General features: G+C 64.1%; 18 protein-coding genes. 11 read left to right on the forward strand and 7 right to left on the reverse strand.

All coding sequences use genetic code 11. From position 1 onward, the window contains the following. Positions 1-7: 7 nt before the first annotated feature. Positions 8-1210, forward strand: a complete 1203-nt coding sequence (locus tag GTP44_RS04965) for a PI-PLC domain-containing protein (RefSeq protein WP_161018569.1) — start codon at positions 8-10, stop codon at positions 1208-1210. Between the two features lie 25 nt (positions 1211-1235). Here GTP44_RS04965 and GTP44_RS04970 read toward each other — a convergent pair whose 3' ends face one another. Next, entirely contained in the window at positions 1236-2819 is a 1584-nt protein-coding gene (locus GTP44_RS04970; RefSeq protein WP_161018570.1) for an isocitrate lyase, read from the reverse strand. A gap of 307 nt (positions 2820-3126) precedes the next feature. On the opposite strand from GTP44_RS04970, the gene GTP44_RS04975 reads away from it, so the two are divergent. Beyond that, the gene (locus GTP44_RS04975) at positions 3127-3804 is read left to right on the forward strand and encodes a DUF3108 domain-containing protein (RefSeq protein ID WP_161018571.1); all 678 of its coding nucleotides are present in this window, start codon (positions 3127-3129) and stop codon (positions 3802-3804) included. A gap of 86 nt (positions 3805-3890) precedes the next feature. On the opposite strand, the gene lpxC is transcribed toward GTP44_RS04975, so the two are convergent. From lpxC to GTP44_RS04990, 3 genes are all read right to left on the reverse strand, one after another. Beyond that, positions 3891-4826 carry a UDP-3-O-acyl-N-acetylglucosamine deacetylase gene (gene lpxC / locus GTP44_RS04980; protein ID WP_161018572.1) on the reverse strand — a complete coding sequence of 312 codons (936 nt, stop codon included), beginning with the start codon at positions 4824-4826 and terminating at the stop codon, positions 3891-3893. A gap of 23 nt (positions 4827-4849) precedes the next feature. Next, positions 4850-5692, reverse strand: a complete 843-nt coding sequence (locus tag GTP44_RS04985; protein ID WP_161018573.1) for a DMT family transporter — start codon at positions 5690-5692, stop codon at positions 4850-4852. 267 nt (positions 5693-5959) lie between these two features. After that, positions 5960-6736 carry a helix-turn-helix transcriptional regulator gene (locus GTP44_RS04990; RefSeq protein WP_161018574.1) on the reverse strand — a complete coding sequence of 259 codons (777 nt, stop codon included), beginning with the start codon at positions 6734-6736 and terminating at the stop codon, positions 5960-5962. A 94-nt stretch (positions 6737-6830) separates the two neighbouring features. On the opposite strand from GTP44_RS04990, the gene GTP44_RS04995 reads away from it, so the two are divergent. The 9 genes from GTP44_RS04995 (at position 6831) to GTP44_RS05035 (ending at position 16855) form a co-directional block, all read left to right on the forward strand. Then, a complete protein-coding gene (locus GTP44_RS04995) occupies positions 6831-7589 on the forward strand; it encodes a class I SAM-dependent methyltransferase (RefSeq protein WP_161018575.1) in 759 nt (252 codons plus the stop codon). A 131-nt stretch (positions 7590-7720) separates the two neighbouring features. Then, on the forward strand, positions 7721-9634 hold the full coding sequence (gene nosZ / locus GTP44_RS05000; RefSeq protein ID WP_160989475.1) for a TAT-dependent nitrous-oxide reductase: 1914 nt from the start codon (positions 7721-7723) through the stop codon (positions 9632-9634). Between the two features lie 53 nt (positions 9635-9687). Then, complete coding sequence (locus GTP44_RS05005; protein ID WP_161018576.1) at positions 9688-11856, forward strand: NosR/NirI family protein; 2169 nt, start codon at positions 9688-9690, stop codon at positions 11854-11856. Positions 11857-11879: 23 nt separating this feature from the next. Further along, on the forward strand, positions 11880-13160 hold the full coding sequence (locus GTP44_RS05010; RefSeq protein WP_161018658.1) for a nitrous oxide reductase family maturation protein NosD: 1281 nt from the start codon (positions 11880-11882) through the stop codon (positions 13158-13160). Next, positions 13129-14082, forward strand: a complete 954-nt coding sequence (locus GTP44_RS05015; RefSeq protein WP_161018577.1) for an ABC transporter ATP-binding protein — start codon at positions 13129-13131, stop codon at positions 14080-14082. The genes GTP44_RS05010 and GTP44_RS05015 overlap by 32 nt, the downstream gene beginning before the upstream one ends. Next, a complete protein-coding gene (locus tag GTP44_RS05020) occupies positions 14066-14890 on the forward strand; it encodes an ABC transporter permease (protein ID WP_202423988.1) in 825 nt (274 codons plus the stop codon). Before GTP44_RS05015 ends, GTP44_RS05020 begins: the two co-directional genes overlap by 17 nt. Further along, positions 14887-15399, forward strand: a complete 513-nt coding sequence (locus GTP44_RS05025; RefSeq protein ID WP_161018578.1) for a nitrous oxide reductase accessory protein NosL — start codon at positions 14887-14889, stop codon at positions 15397-15399. Before GTP44_RS05020 ends, GTP44_RS05025 begins: the two co-directional genes overlap by 4 nt. A 66-nt stretch (positions 15400-15465) precedes the next feature. Further along, positions 15466-15774, forward strand: a complete 309-nt coding sequence (locus tag GTP44_RS05030; RefSeq protein WP_160989479.1) for a c-type cytochrome — start codon at positions 15466-15468, stop codon at positions 15772-15774. Between the two features lie 73 nt (positions 15775-15847). Beyond that, positions 15848-16855, forward strand: coding sequence for an FAD:protein FMN transferase (locus tag GTP44_RS05035; protein WP_161018579.1), 1008 nt, complete (start codon positions 15848-15850; stop codon positions 16853-16855). On the opposite strand, the gene GTP44_RS05040 is transcribed toward GTP44_RS05035, so the two are convergent. From GTP44_RS05040 to ftsZ, 3 genes are all read right to left on the reverse strand, one after another. After that, complete coding sequence (locus tag GTP44_RS05040) at positions 16845-17234, reverse strand: ClbS/DfsB family four-helix bundle protein (RefSeq protein ID WP_229256790.1); 390 nt, start codon at positions 17232-17234, stop codon at positions 16845-16847. The two genes, GTP44_RS05035 and GTP44_RS05040, sit on opposite strands and share 11 nt — an antisense overlap. 87 nt (positions 17235-17321) lie before the next feature. Further along, the gene (locus tag GTP44_RS05045) at positions 17322-17825 is read right to left on the reverse strand and encodes a peroxiredoxin (protein ID WP_160989482.1); all 504 of its coding nucleotides are present in this window, start codon (positions 17823-17825) and stop codon (positions 17322-17324) included. A 77-nt stretch (positions 17826-17902) separates the two neighbouring features. Next, complete coding sequence (ftsZ, locus tag GTP44_RS05050) at positions 17903-19129, reverse strand: cell division protein FtsZ (protein WP_160989483.1); 1227 nt, start codon at positions 19127-19129, stop codon at positions 17903-17905. Positions 19130-19155: the final 26 nt, after the last annotated feature.

The following is a 19155-nucleotide window of genomic DNA, read 5'->3' on the forward strand; positions in this document are numbered from 1 at the left end:
CACCATCATGCCCTGGATGACCCAGCTCTTTTATAGCGACGTGCCCACCGCGCCGCTGCCGGCATTTCCGCAGCGTCCGCTGAGCCAGATCACGCTGCCAGGCACGCACGACTCCGGCTGCTATCGCAACCAGCTTGTCAGCAACGTGCTGTCGGCCACACAGACGCAGGACATCTTCCATCAGCTGGCTGGCGGTATCCGCTATTTCGACCTGCGGCCGGCGCGCCACAACAACGACTTCTGGACCTACCACGGCTTGGCCTACTGGGGCGGCAAACTGACCGGCGCCGATGGCATCCTGAACCAGGTCAGGGAATACCTGGACAGTCTCGCGTCCTCGGACCGCGAACTGATCATCCTGAACTTCTCGCACTTCTACAAGTTCACGCTGGACGACCATATCGACCTGGTGGACGCGATCAATGCCAGCCTGTCGCGTTACCTGGTGCCCTACACCCAGAGCGACATCCATGCTTTCGCGGCACCCTATTGGCAGTTGCTGGCCGAGCCGGCCCCAGGCGGCACCGTGCCACCAGCAGTGATGGCCGGGGCGGCGATGCGCTCGCGCGTGCTGATCCTGTACGACGGTGCGCTGGACACGCCGCAGGAGCCTTACGTCGCCGGCCTGCCGTTTACGCCACCGGCCGGACACCATGGTCTCGGCATGCCGGGATTCTTCGTGCTGACGCCGAAATACGCGCCGCCAGCCAATCCGATTCAATTGTTCGACCAGTATTCCAACCGTGGTCGTGTCGATGACCAGCAGGCGCTGGGCCAGGTGCTGTTGGGAGGGATACGCTCGGATCAGTTGAACAAGCTGCGGGCGCGGCAAAACTATGCCTACACCACGCAACCATTCAATCCAGGATTTTGGGGAGCGAACGCGGTCGGCGGCGTCCCCGGGACACTGCATCTGCTGTCGTGGACGCTGACGCCGCAGTTCTCGGTCAGCACCACCTGGGAGCCGCTGACGGCGGCGCGGGAGGTCACCAATCCGCAGTTGCTCGATCTGTTTTGCGGACCGGGCCGCGGCTGGGCCGGGGTCTGCTATAACGCGCTGCGCGATCCGCAGATCAATATCATCTACGTCGACGATTATGCCTCGATTCGCCACCGGACCGGCGGCTCGCCGTGGTACGACGTGGCTTTGCCGGTGGCGATCGCCGCCCGGATGAATGTCGGTCCGGTCGGCGATGGCAGCACCTGGTAGGCCCGCCGCAGCGGGCGAATGAAGCTTAGAACTGGTTCATCGTGTTGTCCTTGCCGGCCGCCTTCAGCGCGGCATCGCCGCTGAAGTAGTCCTTGTGGTCGTCGCCGAGGTCGGAACCGGACATGTTCTGGTGCTTGACACAGGCGATGCCCTGGCGGATCTCCTTGCGCTGCACACCGGCCACATAGCCCAGCATGCCCTGGTCGCCGAAGTATTCCTTGGCCAGGTTGTCGGTCGACAGCGCGGCCGTGTGATAAGTCGGCAACGTGATCAGATGGTGGAAGATGCCGGCCTCGCGCGCGGCGTCGGCCTGGAAGGTGCGGATCTTTTCGTCCGCTTGTTGCGCCAGGTCGGTGGCGTCGTACTCGGCACTCATCAGTTGAGCGCGCTCGTAGGCCGACACGTCCTTGCCTTCCGCCTTCCAGGCGTCGTACACCTGCTGACGGAAGTTCAGCGTCCAATTGAACGACGGGCTGTTGTTGTACACCAGCTTGGCGTTCGGCATCACCTTGCGGATTTCACGGACCATGCCACCGATCTGGCCGATGTGGGGCTTTTCCGTTTCAATCCACAACAGATCGGCGCCGTTTTGCAGCGAGGTGATGCAGTCCAGCACGCAGCGCGCTTCGCCACTGCCGGGACGGAACTGGAACAGATTGCTCGGCAGACGCTTCGGCCGCAGCAGCTTGCCGTCGCGCTTGAGGATGACGTCGCCGTTGCCCAGCGCGTCAGCCGACACTTCATCGCAATCGAGGAAGGCGTTGTACTGGTCGCCGAGGTCGCCCGGCGCGTTGGTGACGGCGATCTGCTTGGTCAGGCCGGCGCCCAGCGAGTCGGTGCGGGCGACGATGATGCCGTCGTCCACGCCCAGCTCCAGGAAGGCGTAGCGGATGGCGCGGATCTTGGCCAGGAAGTCTTCATGCGGCACCGTGACCTTGCCGTCCTGGTGGCCGCATTGTTTTTCATCCGACACCTGGTTCTCGATCTGGATGCAGCAGGCGCCCGCCTCAATGAACTGCTTGGCCAGCAGATAGGTCGCCTCGGCGTTGCCGAAGCCGGCGTCGATGTCGGCGATGATCGGCACCACATGGGTGACGTGGTGGTCGATCTTGTGCTGGATCGCGGCCTTGTCGGCGGCGCTGGCGGCGGCGTCCAGCTGACGGAACAGGCCGCCCAGCTCGCGGGCGTCGGCCTGGCGCAGGAAGGTGTACAGCTCGCGGATCAGCGCCGAGACGGCGGTTTTCTCATGCATCGACTGGTCCGGCAGCGGGCCGAACTCGGAGCGCAGCGCGGCCACCATCCAGCCCGACAGGTACAGGTAGCGACGGTCGGTGCTGTTGAAGTGTTTTTTAATCGAGATCATTTTTTGCTGGCCGATGAAGCCGTGCCAGCAGCCCAGCGACTGCGTGTACTTGGACGGGTCCAGATCGTAGGCGGCCATGTCGGCGCGCATGATCTGGGCGGTGTATTTCGCAATGTCCAGGCCGGTCTTGAACTTGTTCTGCGCGCGCATGCGGGCAGCCGATTCGGGATTGATGGCGTTCCAGGCGGAACCTTGCTGCGCTTTCAAAACGCTGACTGCCTTGATGTCATCTTGATATTGGGACATTTTAATCTCCTAAAGAAAAACACGAAATAAGCACAACCGCATGACTACATAGTAGGCCATTCTGATGCGTTGCACAAAGTCTTATATAAGACATATAACTTAAATTTATTCCTTGTTTTTCAAAGAGATAGATACCATTTTTCTTGATACGAAATGCCTTTTTAAAAAATGAAAAAAATCATGCGGCACCCCACCATGCGGATTCCACGATATGAAAGGCTTTTTCAGCTTTTGATGCTGCACCGCGGCTAGCTATGCCGACATGTTGGTTATATAGTCAATGAACAATACACAATAAGGAGACAGCATGACTTTCAAACGTTCGTTTGCAGTGCTCTGTTTCATCCTGCCATGCGCGCTGGCGCGGGCCGGCGATCACGACGCGGTGTCGGCCCCGGCGCCAGCCGTGGGGGATTCGTGGACATATCAATACACCGATGTGTGGAAAGGCAACACCGGCAACATCAACCGCATGGAGGTAGCGTCCATCGATGAGGCCGGCGTGCACATGGCGATCAAGCGCGCCGCCAGTGGCGCCCTGATCAGCACCCAGCTGTTCAGCGCCGAGATGAACCCGATCGAGCGCGGCGGCATGCACTTCGCCCCCTCGTTCGCGCGCTACGCCTTCCCGCTGACGCCGGGCAAGGAATGGAGCAGCGAGGTGGTCGGCGACAACAACAAGGCCGGCAAGCACTTGCGCTACCAGATCAAGGGCAAGGTGCTGGACTGGGAAAAAGTGCGGGTGCCGGCCGGCGAGTTCGACGCGCTGAAAATCTTCGTCCATGCCGACTACGGTCCGGCCGACGGCAGCGCGCCCGGTGGCCACCTGAGCGAGACCGTCTGGTTCGTGCCGGCGCTCAACCACTACGTCAAGCTGGAGCAGCAGGACAGCGACGCCCAGGGCCGCCTGTACAGCCGCGACAGCTGGGAACTGACCACCTACACCCACCAGGCCGCGCCCCCGCTGGCCAGCCTGCGCCGCTAAAAACGGTGTCAGGTCTGACAAAAGCACACGGGCTCAACTGCGTAGCAGTTGAGCCCGTGTGCTTTTGTCAGACCTGACACCGGGGTTTAAGTTAGCGCCCACTCGCGCGCCATCTGGCGCATGTAGGACGGTGGCGCGGTCTCGTTATCTTCAAACGTGACGATTTCATACGCGTCCGGATGCTTGAGCAACTCCAGCAGCAATTGGTTGTTCAGCGCGTGGCCCGACTTGTGCGCCTCGTAGCTGGCCAGCAGCGGGTGGCCGACCAGATACAGGTCGCCGATCGCGTCGAGGATCTTGTGGCGCACGAACTCATCTTCATAGCGCAGGCCGTCCGAGTTCAGGATGCGGTATTCGTCCATCACGATGGCGTTTTCCAGCGAGCCGCCACGCGCCAGGCCGATGCCGCGCAGCATTTCCACGTCCTGCATGAAACCGAACGTCCGGGCGCGCGCCACGTCGTGCACATACGAGACGTCGCCGAAATCGACCTGGGCGCGCTGCTGCGTGCCATCCACCGCCGGGTGGTTGAATTCAATGAAAAAGTCCAGTTTGAAGCCGTCGTGCGGCAGCAGGCGCGCCCACTTTTCCTTGTCGCCGGTGCCCTCGCGGATTTCCACCGGCTTCAGCACGCGGATGAATTTCTTCGCCGCCGGCTGCTCCAGCACACCCGCCTGTTGCAATAAAAATACGAAGGACGAGGCCGAACCATCCATGATCGGAATTTCCTCGGCGCTCACCTCAATGTACAGATTGTCAATTCCGAGGCCGGCGCAGGCCGACATCAGGTGCTCGACGGTCGACACGCGGGCGCCGTCCTTGACCAGCACCGACGCCATGCGGGTATCACCCACCGCCATCGCGCTCGACGGGAACTCGACCACCGGCGACAGGTCGACGCGGCGGAACACAATGCCGGTATCCGGCTCGGCCGGACGCAGGGTCAGCTCAACCTTGGTGCCGGAGTGCAGGCCAACACCCGTGGTGCGGACCAGTTCTTTGATAGTGCGTTGTTTTAACATCCGACGATTATAGCGAACTGTGATTAAGGGTGCTCAGCTTCAACATGCACCGCCTCGCGCCGCACCAGATAGATGCCGCTGGCGATAATGATGCCCGCCCCCAGCAGCGTGTAGCCGTCCGGCAGCGCCTGCCACAGCAACCAGTCGATCGCCACGCCCCAGGCCAGCGCCGTGTACTCGAACGGCGCCACGATCGACGCCTTGCCGGTGCTGAAGGCCTTGGTGATCGCCAATTGGCCGAAGAAACCGGACAGCGCCAGCGCCAACAATATCCAGCCGTGCTCGGCGCGCACCGGCACCCAGTTGTTCCACGCCAGCGCCACCGAGCCAGCGGCCATCAGCGTCAGCAGCCAGAACATCATCGACTCGGTGCTGTCGCTGCGCGCCAGGATGCGCGCGCTGATGGCCGACACCGCGTAGCAGGCGGCCGCCGCCAGAATCGCCAGGCCGCCCAGCGACAGAAAGCCCGTGCCTTCCGGACGCAGCACCACCAGCACCCCCAGCAGGCCGACCACGATCGCCACCCACTGGCCAGCGGCGACCCGCTCCTTGAGCACCCATACCGACAGCGCGGTAATCAGCGCCGGCGCGATGAAGAAAATCGAATACGCCTCGGCCAGCGACAGCGAGCGCAGGCCGAAAGCAAACGTGGTCAGCATGCAGATGCCCAGCGCCGCGCGGAACAGATGCATCGGCCAGCGCACCCGCAAGATGCCCTTGAACGCGCGGCGGTACAGGATGTAGCCGCACAGCAGCGGCAGCGAGCTCAGCGAACGCAGCGCCGTCACCTGCATCGCGGGATAGTGGGCGGACAACAGCTTCATGGTGGTATCCATGAAGGAGAACATGGCGACGGCGGTCAGCATCGCATAGATGCTGTGCAGATTTTCTTGACGATTGGACAGAGAGCACTCCGTGACAACAGGCCCCGGGCGGGCCGACAAGGCGTCTTGTGGCGACGCCCGGAACCAGCACGGCGCATGGCGCGCCGTCGCTGCCATTATATTGCCAAACGGTTAAAAATAAATGATTGAGCGCGCGCACGTCAATAAGCATCAAGGAAGCGTACCATTCAAAATCCGAGATCGCGCCACTTGCATTCGCGCAAGCTTGAATAGCATTATTGCGCTCTGCTAACTCGTCGGCAACAACATCACCAGCTTCAGATCATGACGCTTGGCCAGGTGCAGCGTGATCTGGTTGAAGCCAAGCTCGCCGGCGCGGGGATGCAGAAAACGGCGCAGACCGCCTTCGCGGTTGACCACGTCCTGCGAGGTCCACAACGCACGGAACGCTTCGCTGTCTTGCGACAATTCGGCGATCAGCGCCGCCAGTGCCGGCTCGCTGGCATGCTTGCCGATGTCGGCGCGGAATTCCGCCACCAGGCGGCGCGCGCGCTCTTCCCAGCCGATGATCAACCCGCGCGCGGCCGGATTGCGGAACATGAAGCGCAACAGATTCGGTGACGCCGGCGCCGTCTCCTCCACATCCAGCCAGCCGCCGAACAAGGCGGCCGCGTGTTCGTTCCACGCCAGCGCGTCCCACTGGCGGTCGAGGATGTAGGCGGGGCCGTCGATCGCCGCGACGATCTCGCCCAACGGCTCGCCGGCATCGGCGGCGTCGCCGTCGTGGCGCACGTCCAGCCGCTCGGCCAAGCTGAACAGATAGCCACGCTCGGCCGCGCTCAAGTGCAGCACCTCGGCCATCCGCGCCAGCAACTTGCCGGACGCCGACACACCCCTGCCCTGCTCCAGCCACGTCAGCCAGGTCGGGCTGACCTCGCACAGCTGCGCCAGTTCCTCGCGCCGCAGCCCCGGCGTGCGGCGCCGCCCGCCGGCGGGCAGGCCGACACTGGCCGGGGTGGTGCGCTCCCGATGAGCGCGGATGAATTCGCCAAGCTTGCTTTGCATAGTGCTGCCTTATACCAGGATAAATCCTTGTCTTGTTACAGGATAAAAACCCGCCTATTCTGCACTGACTCAGCCACTTTTTGGAGAAAACATCATGCAACAGCAAGCCGTGGTCGCCCAGCAGTTCGGCAATACCGCCAGCGCCTATCTCACCAGCACGGTCCACGCGCAGGGCGCCGATCTGACGCGGCTGCGCGACATCGCCGCCAGCCTGCCGAAGCGGCCGGTGGTGCTGGACCTCGGCTGCGGCGCCGGCCACGCCAGCTTCGCGGTGGCGCCGGTGGCCGAATCCGTCACCGCCTACGACCTGTCGCCGGAGATGCTGAACGTGGTCGCCGACGCCGCGCGTGAACGCGGCCACCACAACCTCGTCACGCGGCAAGGCAACGTCGCCAGCCTGCCATTCGACGACGCCTCGATGTGCATGGTGATCACGCGCTTCTCCGCCCACCACTGGCTGGACGTGCCGGCCGCGCTGCGCGAAGTCAGGCGCGTGCTCAAGCCGCGCGGCGTGTTCGTCATCATCGACATCACCGCGCCGGAAACACCGCTGCATGACACCACCTTGCAGGCGGTCGAGCTGCTGCGCGACGCCTCGCATGTGCGCGACTACCGCCGCTCCGAATGGACGCACATGCTGAGCGAGGCCGGCTTCAGCAGCGAACCAGGCTACGGCTGGAAACTGCGCATGCAATTTGATGAATGGACCGCCCGCATGCGCACGCCAGCCGAGCGCGTCACCGCGATCCGCAGCCTGCTGCGCAACGCGCCCGAGGAAACCCGCCGCTACTTCGCCGTGGAAGCCGACGATTCCTTCACCATCGACTCCAGCCTCTTTATCGCGCGCCCATAACCATCGCCTGGATCAAGTCCGCGGCCCACGCCGCGGACCTGTCCGGAAATGCTTGATCCACATCATCGTTTTTTCTAAAAGATGCATTGAAAATGCGTGTTGAAAAAATTCGCAACGATGGAGAGCAACCGATGGACAGCAAGAAGATAGATACCACCAACGACACGCCGTCAACCCGCCGCGGCTTCCTGGGCAAGAGCGCCGCGCTGGGCCTGGCCGGCGTCACGTTGGGCCTGGCCGGCTGCAAGGATGAGGCCACCGCCGGCGGCAAGACCGCCGCCGCGCCCGCCGCGCACAAGGGCGGCGAAGTCGCCCCGGGCCAGCTGGATGACTACTACGCCTTCATCAGCTCGGGCCACTCCGGCGAGGCGCGCATTCTGGGCCTGCCGTCCGGCCGCGAACTGAAACGCATCCCGGTGTTCAACATCGACTGCATGGTCGGCTGGGGCATCACCAACGAGTCGAAAGCCATCATGGGCACCAAGCCCGACGGCTCGCTGAAATACACCACCGGCGACACCCACCACGTGCACGGCAGCTACAAGAACGGCACCTATGACGGCCGCTGGCTGTTCATCAACGACAAGCTGCACTCGCGCGTGGCCCGCATCCGCATGGACACGATGGAAACCGACAAGATCACCGAGCTGCCGAACGTGGCCGGCTTCCACGGCATCTTCCCGGACAAGCGCGACCCGGTTGATCCGAAAATCGACTACACCACCCGCGTGTTCTGCGGCGCCGAATTCCACATCCCGCTGCCCAACGACGGCCGCGACCTGGAAGATCCGAGCAAATGGGGCGCGCTGTTCAGCTGCGTCAGCGCCGAAACCATGGAAGTGATGTGGCAAGTGCGCGTCGATGGCAATATGGACCTGTGCGCCACGTCCTACGATGGCAAGCTGGCCGCCTGCAACCAGTACAACGTCGAGAACGCCGCCGACCTGAACGGCATGATGGCCGCCGAGCGCGACGCCTGCGTGTTCCTGCACATCGAGCGCGTGGAAGCGCTGGTCAAGGCCGGCAAGTACACCACCATCGGCAGCTCCAAAGTGCCGGTGGTCGATGGCCGCAAAACCGCCAACGCCGATCCGAAAACCGCGATCAGCTGCTACGTCCCGGTCGGCAAGAACCCGCACGGCGTCAACGCCAGCCCGGACGGCAAGTACTTCGTTTGCTCAGGCAAGCTGTCGCCGACCGCCACCGTCATCGAACTGGCCAAAGTGCTGCAATGGTTCGACGGCAATGTCAAAGACCCGCGCGACACCGTGGTCGCGGAACCGGAAATCGGCCTCGGCCCACTCCACACCGCGTTCGACGGCAAGGGCAACGCCTATACCTCGCTGTTCCTCGACAGCCAGGCCGTGAAATGGAATGTGGACGCCGCCATCGCCCAGTTCAAGGGCGACAAGAACGCCAAGGTCATCCTGGAAAAATTCGACGTCCATTATCAGCCTGGCCACAACTACTCGTCGATGGGCGAGACCACGCAGGCGGACGGCAAGTATCTGAACTCCGGCAACAAGTTCTCCAAGGACCGCTTCCTGCCGGTCGGGCCGCTGCATCCGGAAACGGAACAGCTGATCGACATCAGCGGCGCCAACATGAAGCTGGTGGCCGACCACACCGCCTACTCGGAACCGCACGACGGCATCATCGTCCGCCGCGACGTGGTCAAGACGCGCCAGATCTACAACATGACCGACTTCCCCAACGCCGTCACGCCGGAAACCGCCGGCATCGAGCGCAAAGGCAACAAGGTGCATGTGCGCCTGATGTCGCAGGCGCCGGCGTACAGCATGCCGGTCATCAAGGTCAAGAAAGGCGACGAGGTCACCATCACGCTGACCAACTACGACAAGGTAGAAGACCTGACCCACGGTTGCGCCATTCCAACCTACAACATCAACTTCATCGTCAATCCGCAGGAAACCAAATCGGTCACCTTCAAGGCTGATCACGCGGGGGCGTTCTGGATGTATTGCACGCACTTCTGCCACGCCCTGCACCTGGAAATGCGCAGCCGTTTCCTGGTTGAAGCCTGAGTCGTAACCTAAGGCGATGCCGGCGGGGTCACCAGCCGGCATCGCGCATCCTCATGACGTTTATCTCAAAATCCCTGTTGGCGCGGCTGGCAATGCTGCTGACCATGCTGACGGCGCCGATCGCCGGCGCCACCGTCTACGACGCTGAATTATCCGCTGAACTGCTGCACGGTCCCGACCTGTGCGCCCACGCCGCCTGCGCCGATGTGATGCCGCTGGCGAAGCGCTTTTCCAAGCGCCTGGGTTCGCCGCAGTACGTGCAGGCGCTGGACGCCGACGGCAAGGTGGTCGGCTACGTGTTCCTGTCCACCGACGTGGTGGACATCCCCGCCTACTCCGGCAAGCCGGTCATCACGCTGATCGGCATGGACAGCAAGGGCATCATCACCGGCGTGCGCGTGATCAAGCACTCCGAGCCGATTCTGCTGGCCGGCATTCCGGAATCCGCGCTGCTCAAGTTCATCGACCAGTACGTCGGCCTGCGCGGCGACGCCAAGCTGGAGATCGGCCGCGGCGGCGACGGCAGCGTCGGACTGGACGCGATCAGCGGCGCCACCGTGACCGCCATCGCCGAGAATCAGGTGATTTCGCGCAGCGCCTATGAAATCGGCCGCCAGGTCGGCATCTTCACCACGGCGGCGCGCCCGCCGGCCCGCTTCACGCCGCGCGACGAGCGCCTCAACTGGGGCAAGCTGGCCGACGAGGGCGCGCTCGGCCGCCTGACGATCTCGGCGCGCGAAGTCGGCGCCGACAGCGCGCGCGGCGACTACATCGACCTCTACTTCGGCTACCTCAACACGCCGACGCTGGGCAATAGTCTGCTGGGTGAGGACAACTACCAGCGCCTGATGCGCGACCTAAAGCCGGACGAGCACGCGATCTTCGTCATCGCCAGCGGCCAGACCTCGTTCAAGGGCTCGGGCTTTGTGCGCGGCGGCATCTATGACCGCATCCAGGTGCGGCAAGACCCGGAAACCTACACCTTCCGCGACACCGATTATCTCAACCTGTACCACTTGCAACCGGCCGACGCGCCGGACTACCGCGAATCCGGCATCTTCATCGTCCGCTCGCAGCACTTCAATCCGGCGTGGCCGTGGACGCTGACGCTGCTGGTCAACAAGCTCGACAACAAAGGCGTCAAGACCTTCGCCCACTACGACCAGCCCTACTGGCTGCCGGCCCGCTATCTGGAGGGCGGCCATCCGACCGTGGTGACGGCGCGCCCGGCTTGGCAGAACATCTGGCTGGACCGGATGCCGCAAATCGGCCTCTTCCTGCTGACGCTGCTGGCCACCGCCGTGCTGTACGCGCAGCGCGACCGCCTGGTGCGCGCCTCCAGCCGCAAGCACAAGCCGCTGATCAGCTGGCCGCGCCTGCTGCTGTGGCTCATCAGCGCCGGCTTCATCGGCTTCTACCTGAAGGCGCAGCCGAGCATCACGCAGATCATGACCTGGCTGCATGCGCTGATCAACCAGTGGCGCTGGGAACTGTTCCTGTCCGATCCGTTCATCTTCCTGTTCTGGTGGTTCATCATCATTACCGTGCTGCTCTGGGGACGCGGCCTGTTCTGCGGCTGGCTGTGCCCGTTCGGTTCGCTGCAACACCTGATGCTGAAGCTGGGCTCGGCCATCGGCCTGAAGCGCTTCCAGCAACTGCTGCCGAAAAAGCTGCACGACAGGCTGCGCTGGCTCAAGTACGCCATCTTTTTCGGCCTGATCGGCGTGTCGCTGTTCTCGATGGAGACGGCCGAGCATCTGGCGGAAATCGAACCGTTCAAGACCACCTTCCTGGTCGGCGTCTGGAACCGTACCTGGCCGTTCTGGCTGTTCATCGGCGCCATCCTCGGCCTGTCGATGTTCAGCGAGCGCCCGTACTGCAAATACCTGTGCCCGATGGGCGCCGGCCTGGCGTTGCCCGGCAAGTTCCGCCTGTTCGGCCTGAAGCGCAAGGCGGAATGCACCACCTGCCACGCCTGCGCCGCCGGCTGCGGCTCGCACGCCATCGACAGCGAGGGCAGGATCGACCAGATGGAATGCATGCTGTGCCTCGACTGCATGATCATGTACTACGACGATCACGCCTGCCCGCCGCTGGTGAAGGAACGCAAGCAGCGCGAGACCAAGGGCCAGGCGTTGACGCGCATCGGCGCCGATGGCTACTTCCTGTCGCTGGACAGCCTGCGCGCGGCGCTGCCGTCCAAGGGCAAGGAGAACCCATGACGCTGCCGGCCCCGCGTCCAATGATGCGCGCGCTGATGCTGGCCCTGACGCTGGCCCTGACACAGGCCGGCGGCCCCGGCCTGGCGACGGCCGCCGTGCTGCAGGTAACGCCCGGCGCCTCGATCAACGCCGCCATCGCCCGCGCACAGGCCGGCGACACGCTGCTGATCGCCGCCGGCACCTACAACGAACACCTGCTGATCGACAAACCGCTGACGTTGCAAGGCCAGGGCCACCCGGCCATCAGCGGCCAGCGGCAAGGCGACACCATCCGCATCACCGCTCCCGACGTCACACTCACCGGCCTGATCGTGCGCGACAGCGGCGCAGACCTGACCGCGCAAAACGCCGGCATTACCATCCTGCCCGGCGCGCACCGCGTGCACATCAGCGCCTGCCAGTTGGTGGCCAACCTGTTCGGCATCTGGCTGCAGGGCGTGGACGATGCGCGGCTGACCAACAACATCATCACCGGCCGGCGCGATTTGCAATCGGCGCAGCGCGGCAACGGCATCCAGGTGTACGACACGCGCGGCGTGCGCGTCATCGGCAACGAAATCAGCACCACGCGCGACGGCATTTATGTCGATGTCTCGCGCGACGCCGAGTTCCGCCACAACCGCATCCACCACGTGCGCTACGGTACGCATTACATGAACACCAACCACAGCACCTGGGAAGACAACGAGGTCTACCTGAACCGCGCCGGCCTGGCGCTGATGGAAGTGCGCAGCCTGACTGTGCGCCGCAATATCGCGTGGGGCAACACCGACCACGGCATCATGCTGCGCACCATCCAGGACTCGGTGATTGAGGACAACGTGGTGGCCGGCAACGACCGCGGCTTCTTCGTCTACGACGCCGAGTACAACATCCTGCGCGGCAACCTGGTCATCAACAACCGCACCGGCGTGCACCTGTCGGCCGGCTCGTCGAACAACGAGGTCGATGGCAACGACTTCATCGGCAATCAGGAGCAGGTGCGCTTCGTCGCCGCGCGCGACGTCGAGTGGGGCAAGCGGCAAGGCAACTACTGGAGCAACTACAACGGCTGGGACCAGAACGCCGACGGCCGGGGCGACGTCCCGTATGAGGCCAACGACCTGGTCGACCGCCTGAACTGGCAATACCCGTTGCTCAAAATGCTCAGCGCCAGCCCGGCGCTGCAAACGCTGCGCTTCGCCGCGCGCCAGTTCCCGCTGCTGCGCGCGCCGAGCGTGCTCGATCGCCACCCGCGCATGCGGCCAATCTCACAGAATTGGAAGAAATGGAATGACATCGCTCCCCGCATCGCCCCCCACTGATGCCGCCGTCAGCCTGCGCGGCATCGAGCACCGCTATGGCGCTTTCACCGTATTGCGGGACGTCGGCTTCGACATCCCGCGCGGCGCCATGTTCGGCCTGATCGGCCACAACGGCGCTGGCAAGAGCACGCTGTTCAAGCTGATGCTCGGGCTGATCACGCCGTCGGCCGGCACGCTGCATGTGCTGGGCCAGAACGCCGCCGAACCGGCGTTCCGCCAGACGCGCCGGCAGATCGGCTACCTGCCGGAAAGCTTCGTCACCTACGACAACCTCAGCGGCCAGGAAGTGCTGCATTTCTTTGCCGACCTGAAGCGCATTCCGCGCGCCGACTGCCCCGCCCTGCTGGAACTGGTGGGGCTGACGCACGCGGCTGGCCGCGCGGTGCAGACTTACTCCAAGGGCATGCGCCAGCGTCTCGGCCTCGCGCAGGCTTTGCTGGGCGAGCCGGACATCATCTTCCTCGACGAGCCGACCAACGGCCTCGATCCGCAAGGCATCGCCGACTTCTACGCCATCCTGCGCACGGTGCGCGAGCGCGGCGCCAGCATCGTCATCACCTCGCACATTCTGGCCGAGATCCAGCACCGCGTCGATCAACTGCTGATCATGCAGGTCGGCCAAGTGGCGGCGCAAGGCACGCTGGCGCAACTGCGCGCCGGCATGGACGCGCCTCTGGCGCTGACCATCTCCGCCACCGTCCCGCTGCCGCTGCAAGCGGCCACGCGCGTGGCGCTGGCGGCTTTGCCGGTGGCGCTGACACTGGAGGCGCACGGCGAGCAGTTGCGCGTGCGCTGCGACAGCGCCGGCAAGATGGCCGTGCTGCGCGAGCTGGCCGGCTGCGCCAGCGATGTCGCCATCCACGAATCCACACTGGAACAAGTATTCCTCGGCTACGGAGGCGCGCATGCCGGCACGCATTGAATGGCGCCAGGTCGGCGTGCTGGCCGCCAAGGAATGGCGCGACCGCCTGCGCAACCGCTGGGTGCTGGCGGTGGCCGTGCTGTTCGCCATCTTCGCGCTGGCCATCGCCTACTTCGGCGCGGCGCAGCAGGGGCAAGTGGGCTTTCACAGCATCGACGCCACCATCGCCAGCCTGTCCAGCCTGGTCATCTATCTGGTGCCGCTGATCGCGCTGATCCTCGGCTACGACGCCATCGTCGGTGAGCGCGAGCGCGGTGCGCTGGAGCTGCTGCTGTCGATGCCGGTGACGCGACTGGAAGTCCTGCTCGGAAAATATCTTGGCCTGGCGGCGGCGCTGACCAGCGCCACCGCCATCGGCTTCGGCGCCGGCCTGCTACCGCTGTTCTCGCAGCTGAGCGTGGCGGAAGGCTGGCGCTACACGCAGTTCGTCGGCAGCGCCGTGCTGATGGGACTGGCCTTCCTCAGCATCGCCATGCTGGTCTCGGTCAGCACCCGCGACCGCATCCGCGCCAGCGGCATCGCGCTGACGCTGTGGTTCCTGTTCGTGCTGGTGTTCGACTTGCTGCTGATGGGCGTCATGGTGCTCAGCCAGGGCAAGCTCAGCAGCGGATTGTTCGCCGCCCTGCTGATGCTGAACCCGGCCGACGTGTTCCGCCTGCTGAATGTCTTCAGCTCCGACCAGGCACAAGCCATGTACGGCCTCGCCACCGTCATGCCGGACAGCTGGACCAATCCGGCGCTGCTGGCCGGCGTGATGCTGGCCTGGATCGTTTTACCGTTTTCAATCGCCCTCAGGAGATTTTCATGAACCCCACCCGCCTGCGCTGGAGCACGTTGGCCGCGCTCGTGCTGGCCGCCTGCACGCACACGGCTGCGACACTGCCGGCCATCGATCCCTCCGACGACACCGCCTGCGCGCTGGACGGCATGCTGCTGCGCGACTTCGCCGGCCCCAAGGCCCAGATCCGCTTTATCGACGGCAAGACCGACTACTTCTGCGACGTCATGGAACTGCTGAGCGAAATGCTAGCGCCGGAACAGCACCGCGCCACCAGCAGTTTCTACGTGCAGGACATGGGCAAGGCCGACTGGCAGAAACCGAAAGGCCATTGGATACCGGCGCGCGGCGCCTTCTACGTCACCGGCAGCAAGGCGCAGGGGTCGATGGGCGCGACCATCGCCTCCTTCGGCCAGCAGGCCGACGCGGACGCCTTCGTGCGCCAGCAAGGCGGCAAGGTGCTGCGCTTCGACCAGATCACGCTGTCCATGCTGAACAGCACCAGTGGCGGCATGCCGTCGCACGGCATGGAGCATTAAACGGTTTGGACGTGTCCTTTTTTATCCCGGCGATTTTGCCGGTCCACTTTTGAGGAGAAACTCACAATGAAAAAACTACTAGCACTGGCAGCCATGCTGGCCGCCACCACCAGCGTCAGCGCCGCGCCGGACGCGGCCAAGACCGAGAAAACCTACACCACCACCTGCGCGGCCTGCCACGGCGCCGGCATCATGGGCGCGCCGAAAGTCGGCGACAAGGCCGCATGGAAACCGCGCATCGCCAGAGGCAAGCCGGCGCTGTACGCCAGCGCTATCAGCGGCGTGCGAATGATGCCGCCACGCGGCGGCAATCCCGGCCTGAAGGACGACGAACTGAAAGCCATCGTCGATTACATGATCGCCAAGAGTAACTAAGTAACTAAGTAACTAAGCAACCAAGACCGCGGGCCGCCGCCGGCGTGCGGCGGCCTCATTCGGAGAAAACACCATGTTCACCCGCGCCTTGCTGGCCATCCTGCTGCTCCTGACTGCCTGCTCCAGTGACGACCGTCTCTACAAAACCGAAGGCCACGTATTCGGCACCACGGTGTCCGTCACCATCTACGGCGGCTCGCAACAGCGCGCCGAGCTGCTCGGCGGCGACGTGCTGCGCGAGTTTGACCGCCTGCACCGCAAATTCCACGCCTGGGAACCCAGCATGCTGACCGCGCTCAACGACAGCATCGCCAGGGGGCAGCTCTTCCGTGCCGACGCCGAAATGGTCGGCCTGCTCAAATCGGCCGAGAAGCTGTCGGTGCGTTCCGGCCTGCTGTTCAACCCGACCATCGGCCACCTGATACGGCTGTGGGGCTTCCAGAAAAACGACATCGGCGCGCAAGGACCGGACGACGCCGAGATCAAACGCTGGGTCGACGCGCATCCGTCGCTGTCCGACCTGCGCTATGACGGCAACACCATCACCAGCGTCAACCCGGCGGTGATGATCGATCTCGGCGGCTACGCCAAAGGCTACGCGCTGGACCGCGCCGCCCTGATCCTGCGCGAAGCCCACGTCAAGGCCGCGTTGGTCAACATCGGCGGTAACGTCATCGCGATCGGCAAGCCGGGCGAGCGGCCGTGGCAGGTGGGCATCCGCGACCCGCGCGGCGAGGGCACGGTCGCGCAGATCGCGTTGCGCGACAACGAAGCCATCGGCACCAGCGGCGACTACGAGCGCTACTTCATGAAAGACGGCAAACGCCGCCCGCACATCATCGACCCGCGCAGCGGCTACCCGATCGACATGGTGGCGTCGGTGACGATCATCGCCGGTGGCGGCCGCGATCCCGGCCTGCGCTCGGACGGCCACTCCAAGCCGCTGTTCATCACAGGCCCCGAAGGCTGGCAAGCCATGGCGGACAAGCTCGACCTGAAAGAAGTGCTGCTGGTCGACGCCCAGCGCCAGGTGCACATGACACCGGCGATGCGCGCCCGTATCGAAGCCGCTAAGCCTTGAGCCATTTGCGAATGCGCCCGCGCGCGTTCGCATAGGGCGACGAGGTATTAAACTGAATCATGCGGCCCTTGGTCCACTCGCCGTACCATGCGCGGCCATACAGCTCCTGGTCCGAGCGCGCAGCGATAGCGCCCACCAGCCGCTGTTTGACGTGCACCAGCGCGTCCAATAATTGCGGGTAACTCAGCTCGCCGTAATCCTGATAGAACTTTTGCGCCAGGCGACCGAGTTCATTCCATTGGAAACCGGTCTCGGGAAAATCCACTGGCAGCCCTTGATCGTCGCGCTCCAGCCATTTCAACACCAGCTCGTTCCATCCCAGCAGATACGCCACCAGATCGGCGGGGCTCATGGTGGGTGCCGCGACGTGTCCCGCCAACGTCGCCTCGCGCGAACGGTGAATCGGAACCTTCGCCAGGTCGGCGATCTGAAAGTAAAAACGGCGCCAGCGGCGCCGTCTTGCTGATTACAGCTGACCCAGCAGGGTTTCAGCGTTCGACACCTCGAACTTGCCGCCCTGCTCGACGTTGAGCTGCTTGACCACGCCATCCACCGCCAGCAGCGAGTAGCGCTGCGAACGGGTGCCCATGCCGAACTTGCTGAAGTCGGCGTCCAGCCCCAGCGCTTTCGCGTAGGCGGCGTTGCCGTCGGCCATCATGCGGACGATGCCGGTGGCTTTCTGGTCGCGGCCCCATGCGCCCATGACGAAGGCGTCATTGACCGAGATGCACCAGATTTCATCCACGCCCTTGGCTTTCAGCTGGTCGGCCAGCTTGACGTAGCCGGGCACGTGCTGCGCCGAGCAGGTCGGGGTGTAGGCGCCCGGCAGGCCGAAGATGGCAATGGTTTTGCCCTTGACCAGATCCTGCACGTTGAAGGTATTCGGGCCCAGCGCGCAGCCTTCGGTTTCGGTTTCGATGAATTCGGACAGGCTGCCTTCCGGCAGTTTGTCGCCGATCTTGATGGTCATGGATAACTCCTTTTATAAATATAAAAAGAGCCGCACCAAGGTGCGGCTCTTTCCTTGGGTGGAACCCGAAGTATGCCTTAATCGGCCTGTTTGCGCAGGAAGGCTGGAATGTCGTAGGTTTCCATGCCGTTCTTCTCCATCGCGCGCACTTGCTCCGACGCCGACTCGCGACGCCATACCGCCGGCGCCTTCATGCCGTCGAACGCCGGTGCCGCGCCGCCGCCCATGCCGCCGGCCGCGCCCATCGACAGACCCTGCGACGCCGCCGCGCCGCCCATGCCAGCCGATGGCATCATCGGGCTGTTGTGGGTGCCGGTGCGCAGCATTTGCTGCGGTACCAGTTGCACGTGTTTCTTGGCTTTGCCCAGGCCGGTCGCAACCACGGTCACGCGGATGCTGTCGCCCATGTCGTCGTCGTAGGCGATACCCTGGGCGATCGACGCGTCCGGCGCGGCGAAGGCGCGCACGGCGGCCATGACTTCCTTGATCTCCTTGCCTTTCAGGCCGCGCGACGCGGTGACGTTCACCAGCACGCCGCGGGCGCCCGACAGGTCGACGCCGTCCAGCAGCGGCGAAGCCACGGCTTGTTCGGCGGCGATGCGAGCGCGGTCCACGCCGGCGGCGGTGGCGGTGCCCATCATCGCCTTGCCCTGCTCGCCCATGATGGTCTTGACGTCGTTGAAGTCGACATTGATGTGGCCCGGCACGTTGATGATCTCGGCGATACCGGCGACCGCGTTGTTCAGCACATCGTCGGCGTGTTGCAGCCATTCGATCAGCGATTCGTCCTCGTAGATCTCTTCCAGCTTCTCGTTCAGGATGACGATCAGCGAGTCGACGTTGGCCGACAGCTGTTCCAGGCCTTCGTCGGCGATGTCCATGCACTTCTGGCCTTCGTGCGAGAACGGCTTCGAGACCACCGCCACCGTCAGTGCGCCCAGCGACTTGGCCACTTCGGCGACGATCGGCGCGGCGCCGGTGCCGGTGCCGCCGCCCATGCCGGCGGCGATGAACACCATGTGCGCGCCGCGCAGCGCGTCTTCAATGCGCGCGCGCGATTCTTCCGCCAGCTTGCGGCCGACGTCCGGCTTCATGCCGGCGCCCAGACCGGTGTCGCCGATCTGGATCACGTTGCCGGCCTTGGAGGTCGCCAGCGCCTGCGCGTCGGTATTGGCGGCGATGAACTCCACGCCGGACATGCCTTTGTTGATCATGTGCTGCACCGCATTGCCACCCGCACCGCCGACCCCGACGACCTTGATGACGGTGCCCAAAGCTGCGTTATCGACCATATCGAACTCCATGATGTGACTCCCTATCAGTATGCGGT

It is taken from the genome of Duganella lactea (genome assembly GCF_009857505.1).
GTDB classification, from domain to species: Bacteria; Pseudomonadota; Gammaproteobacteria; order Burkholderiales; family Burkholderiaceae_D; genus Rugamonas; species Rugamonas lactea.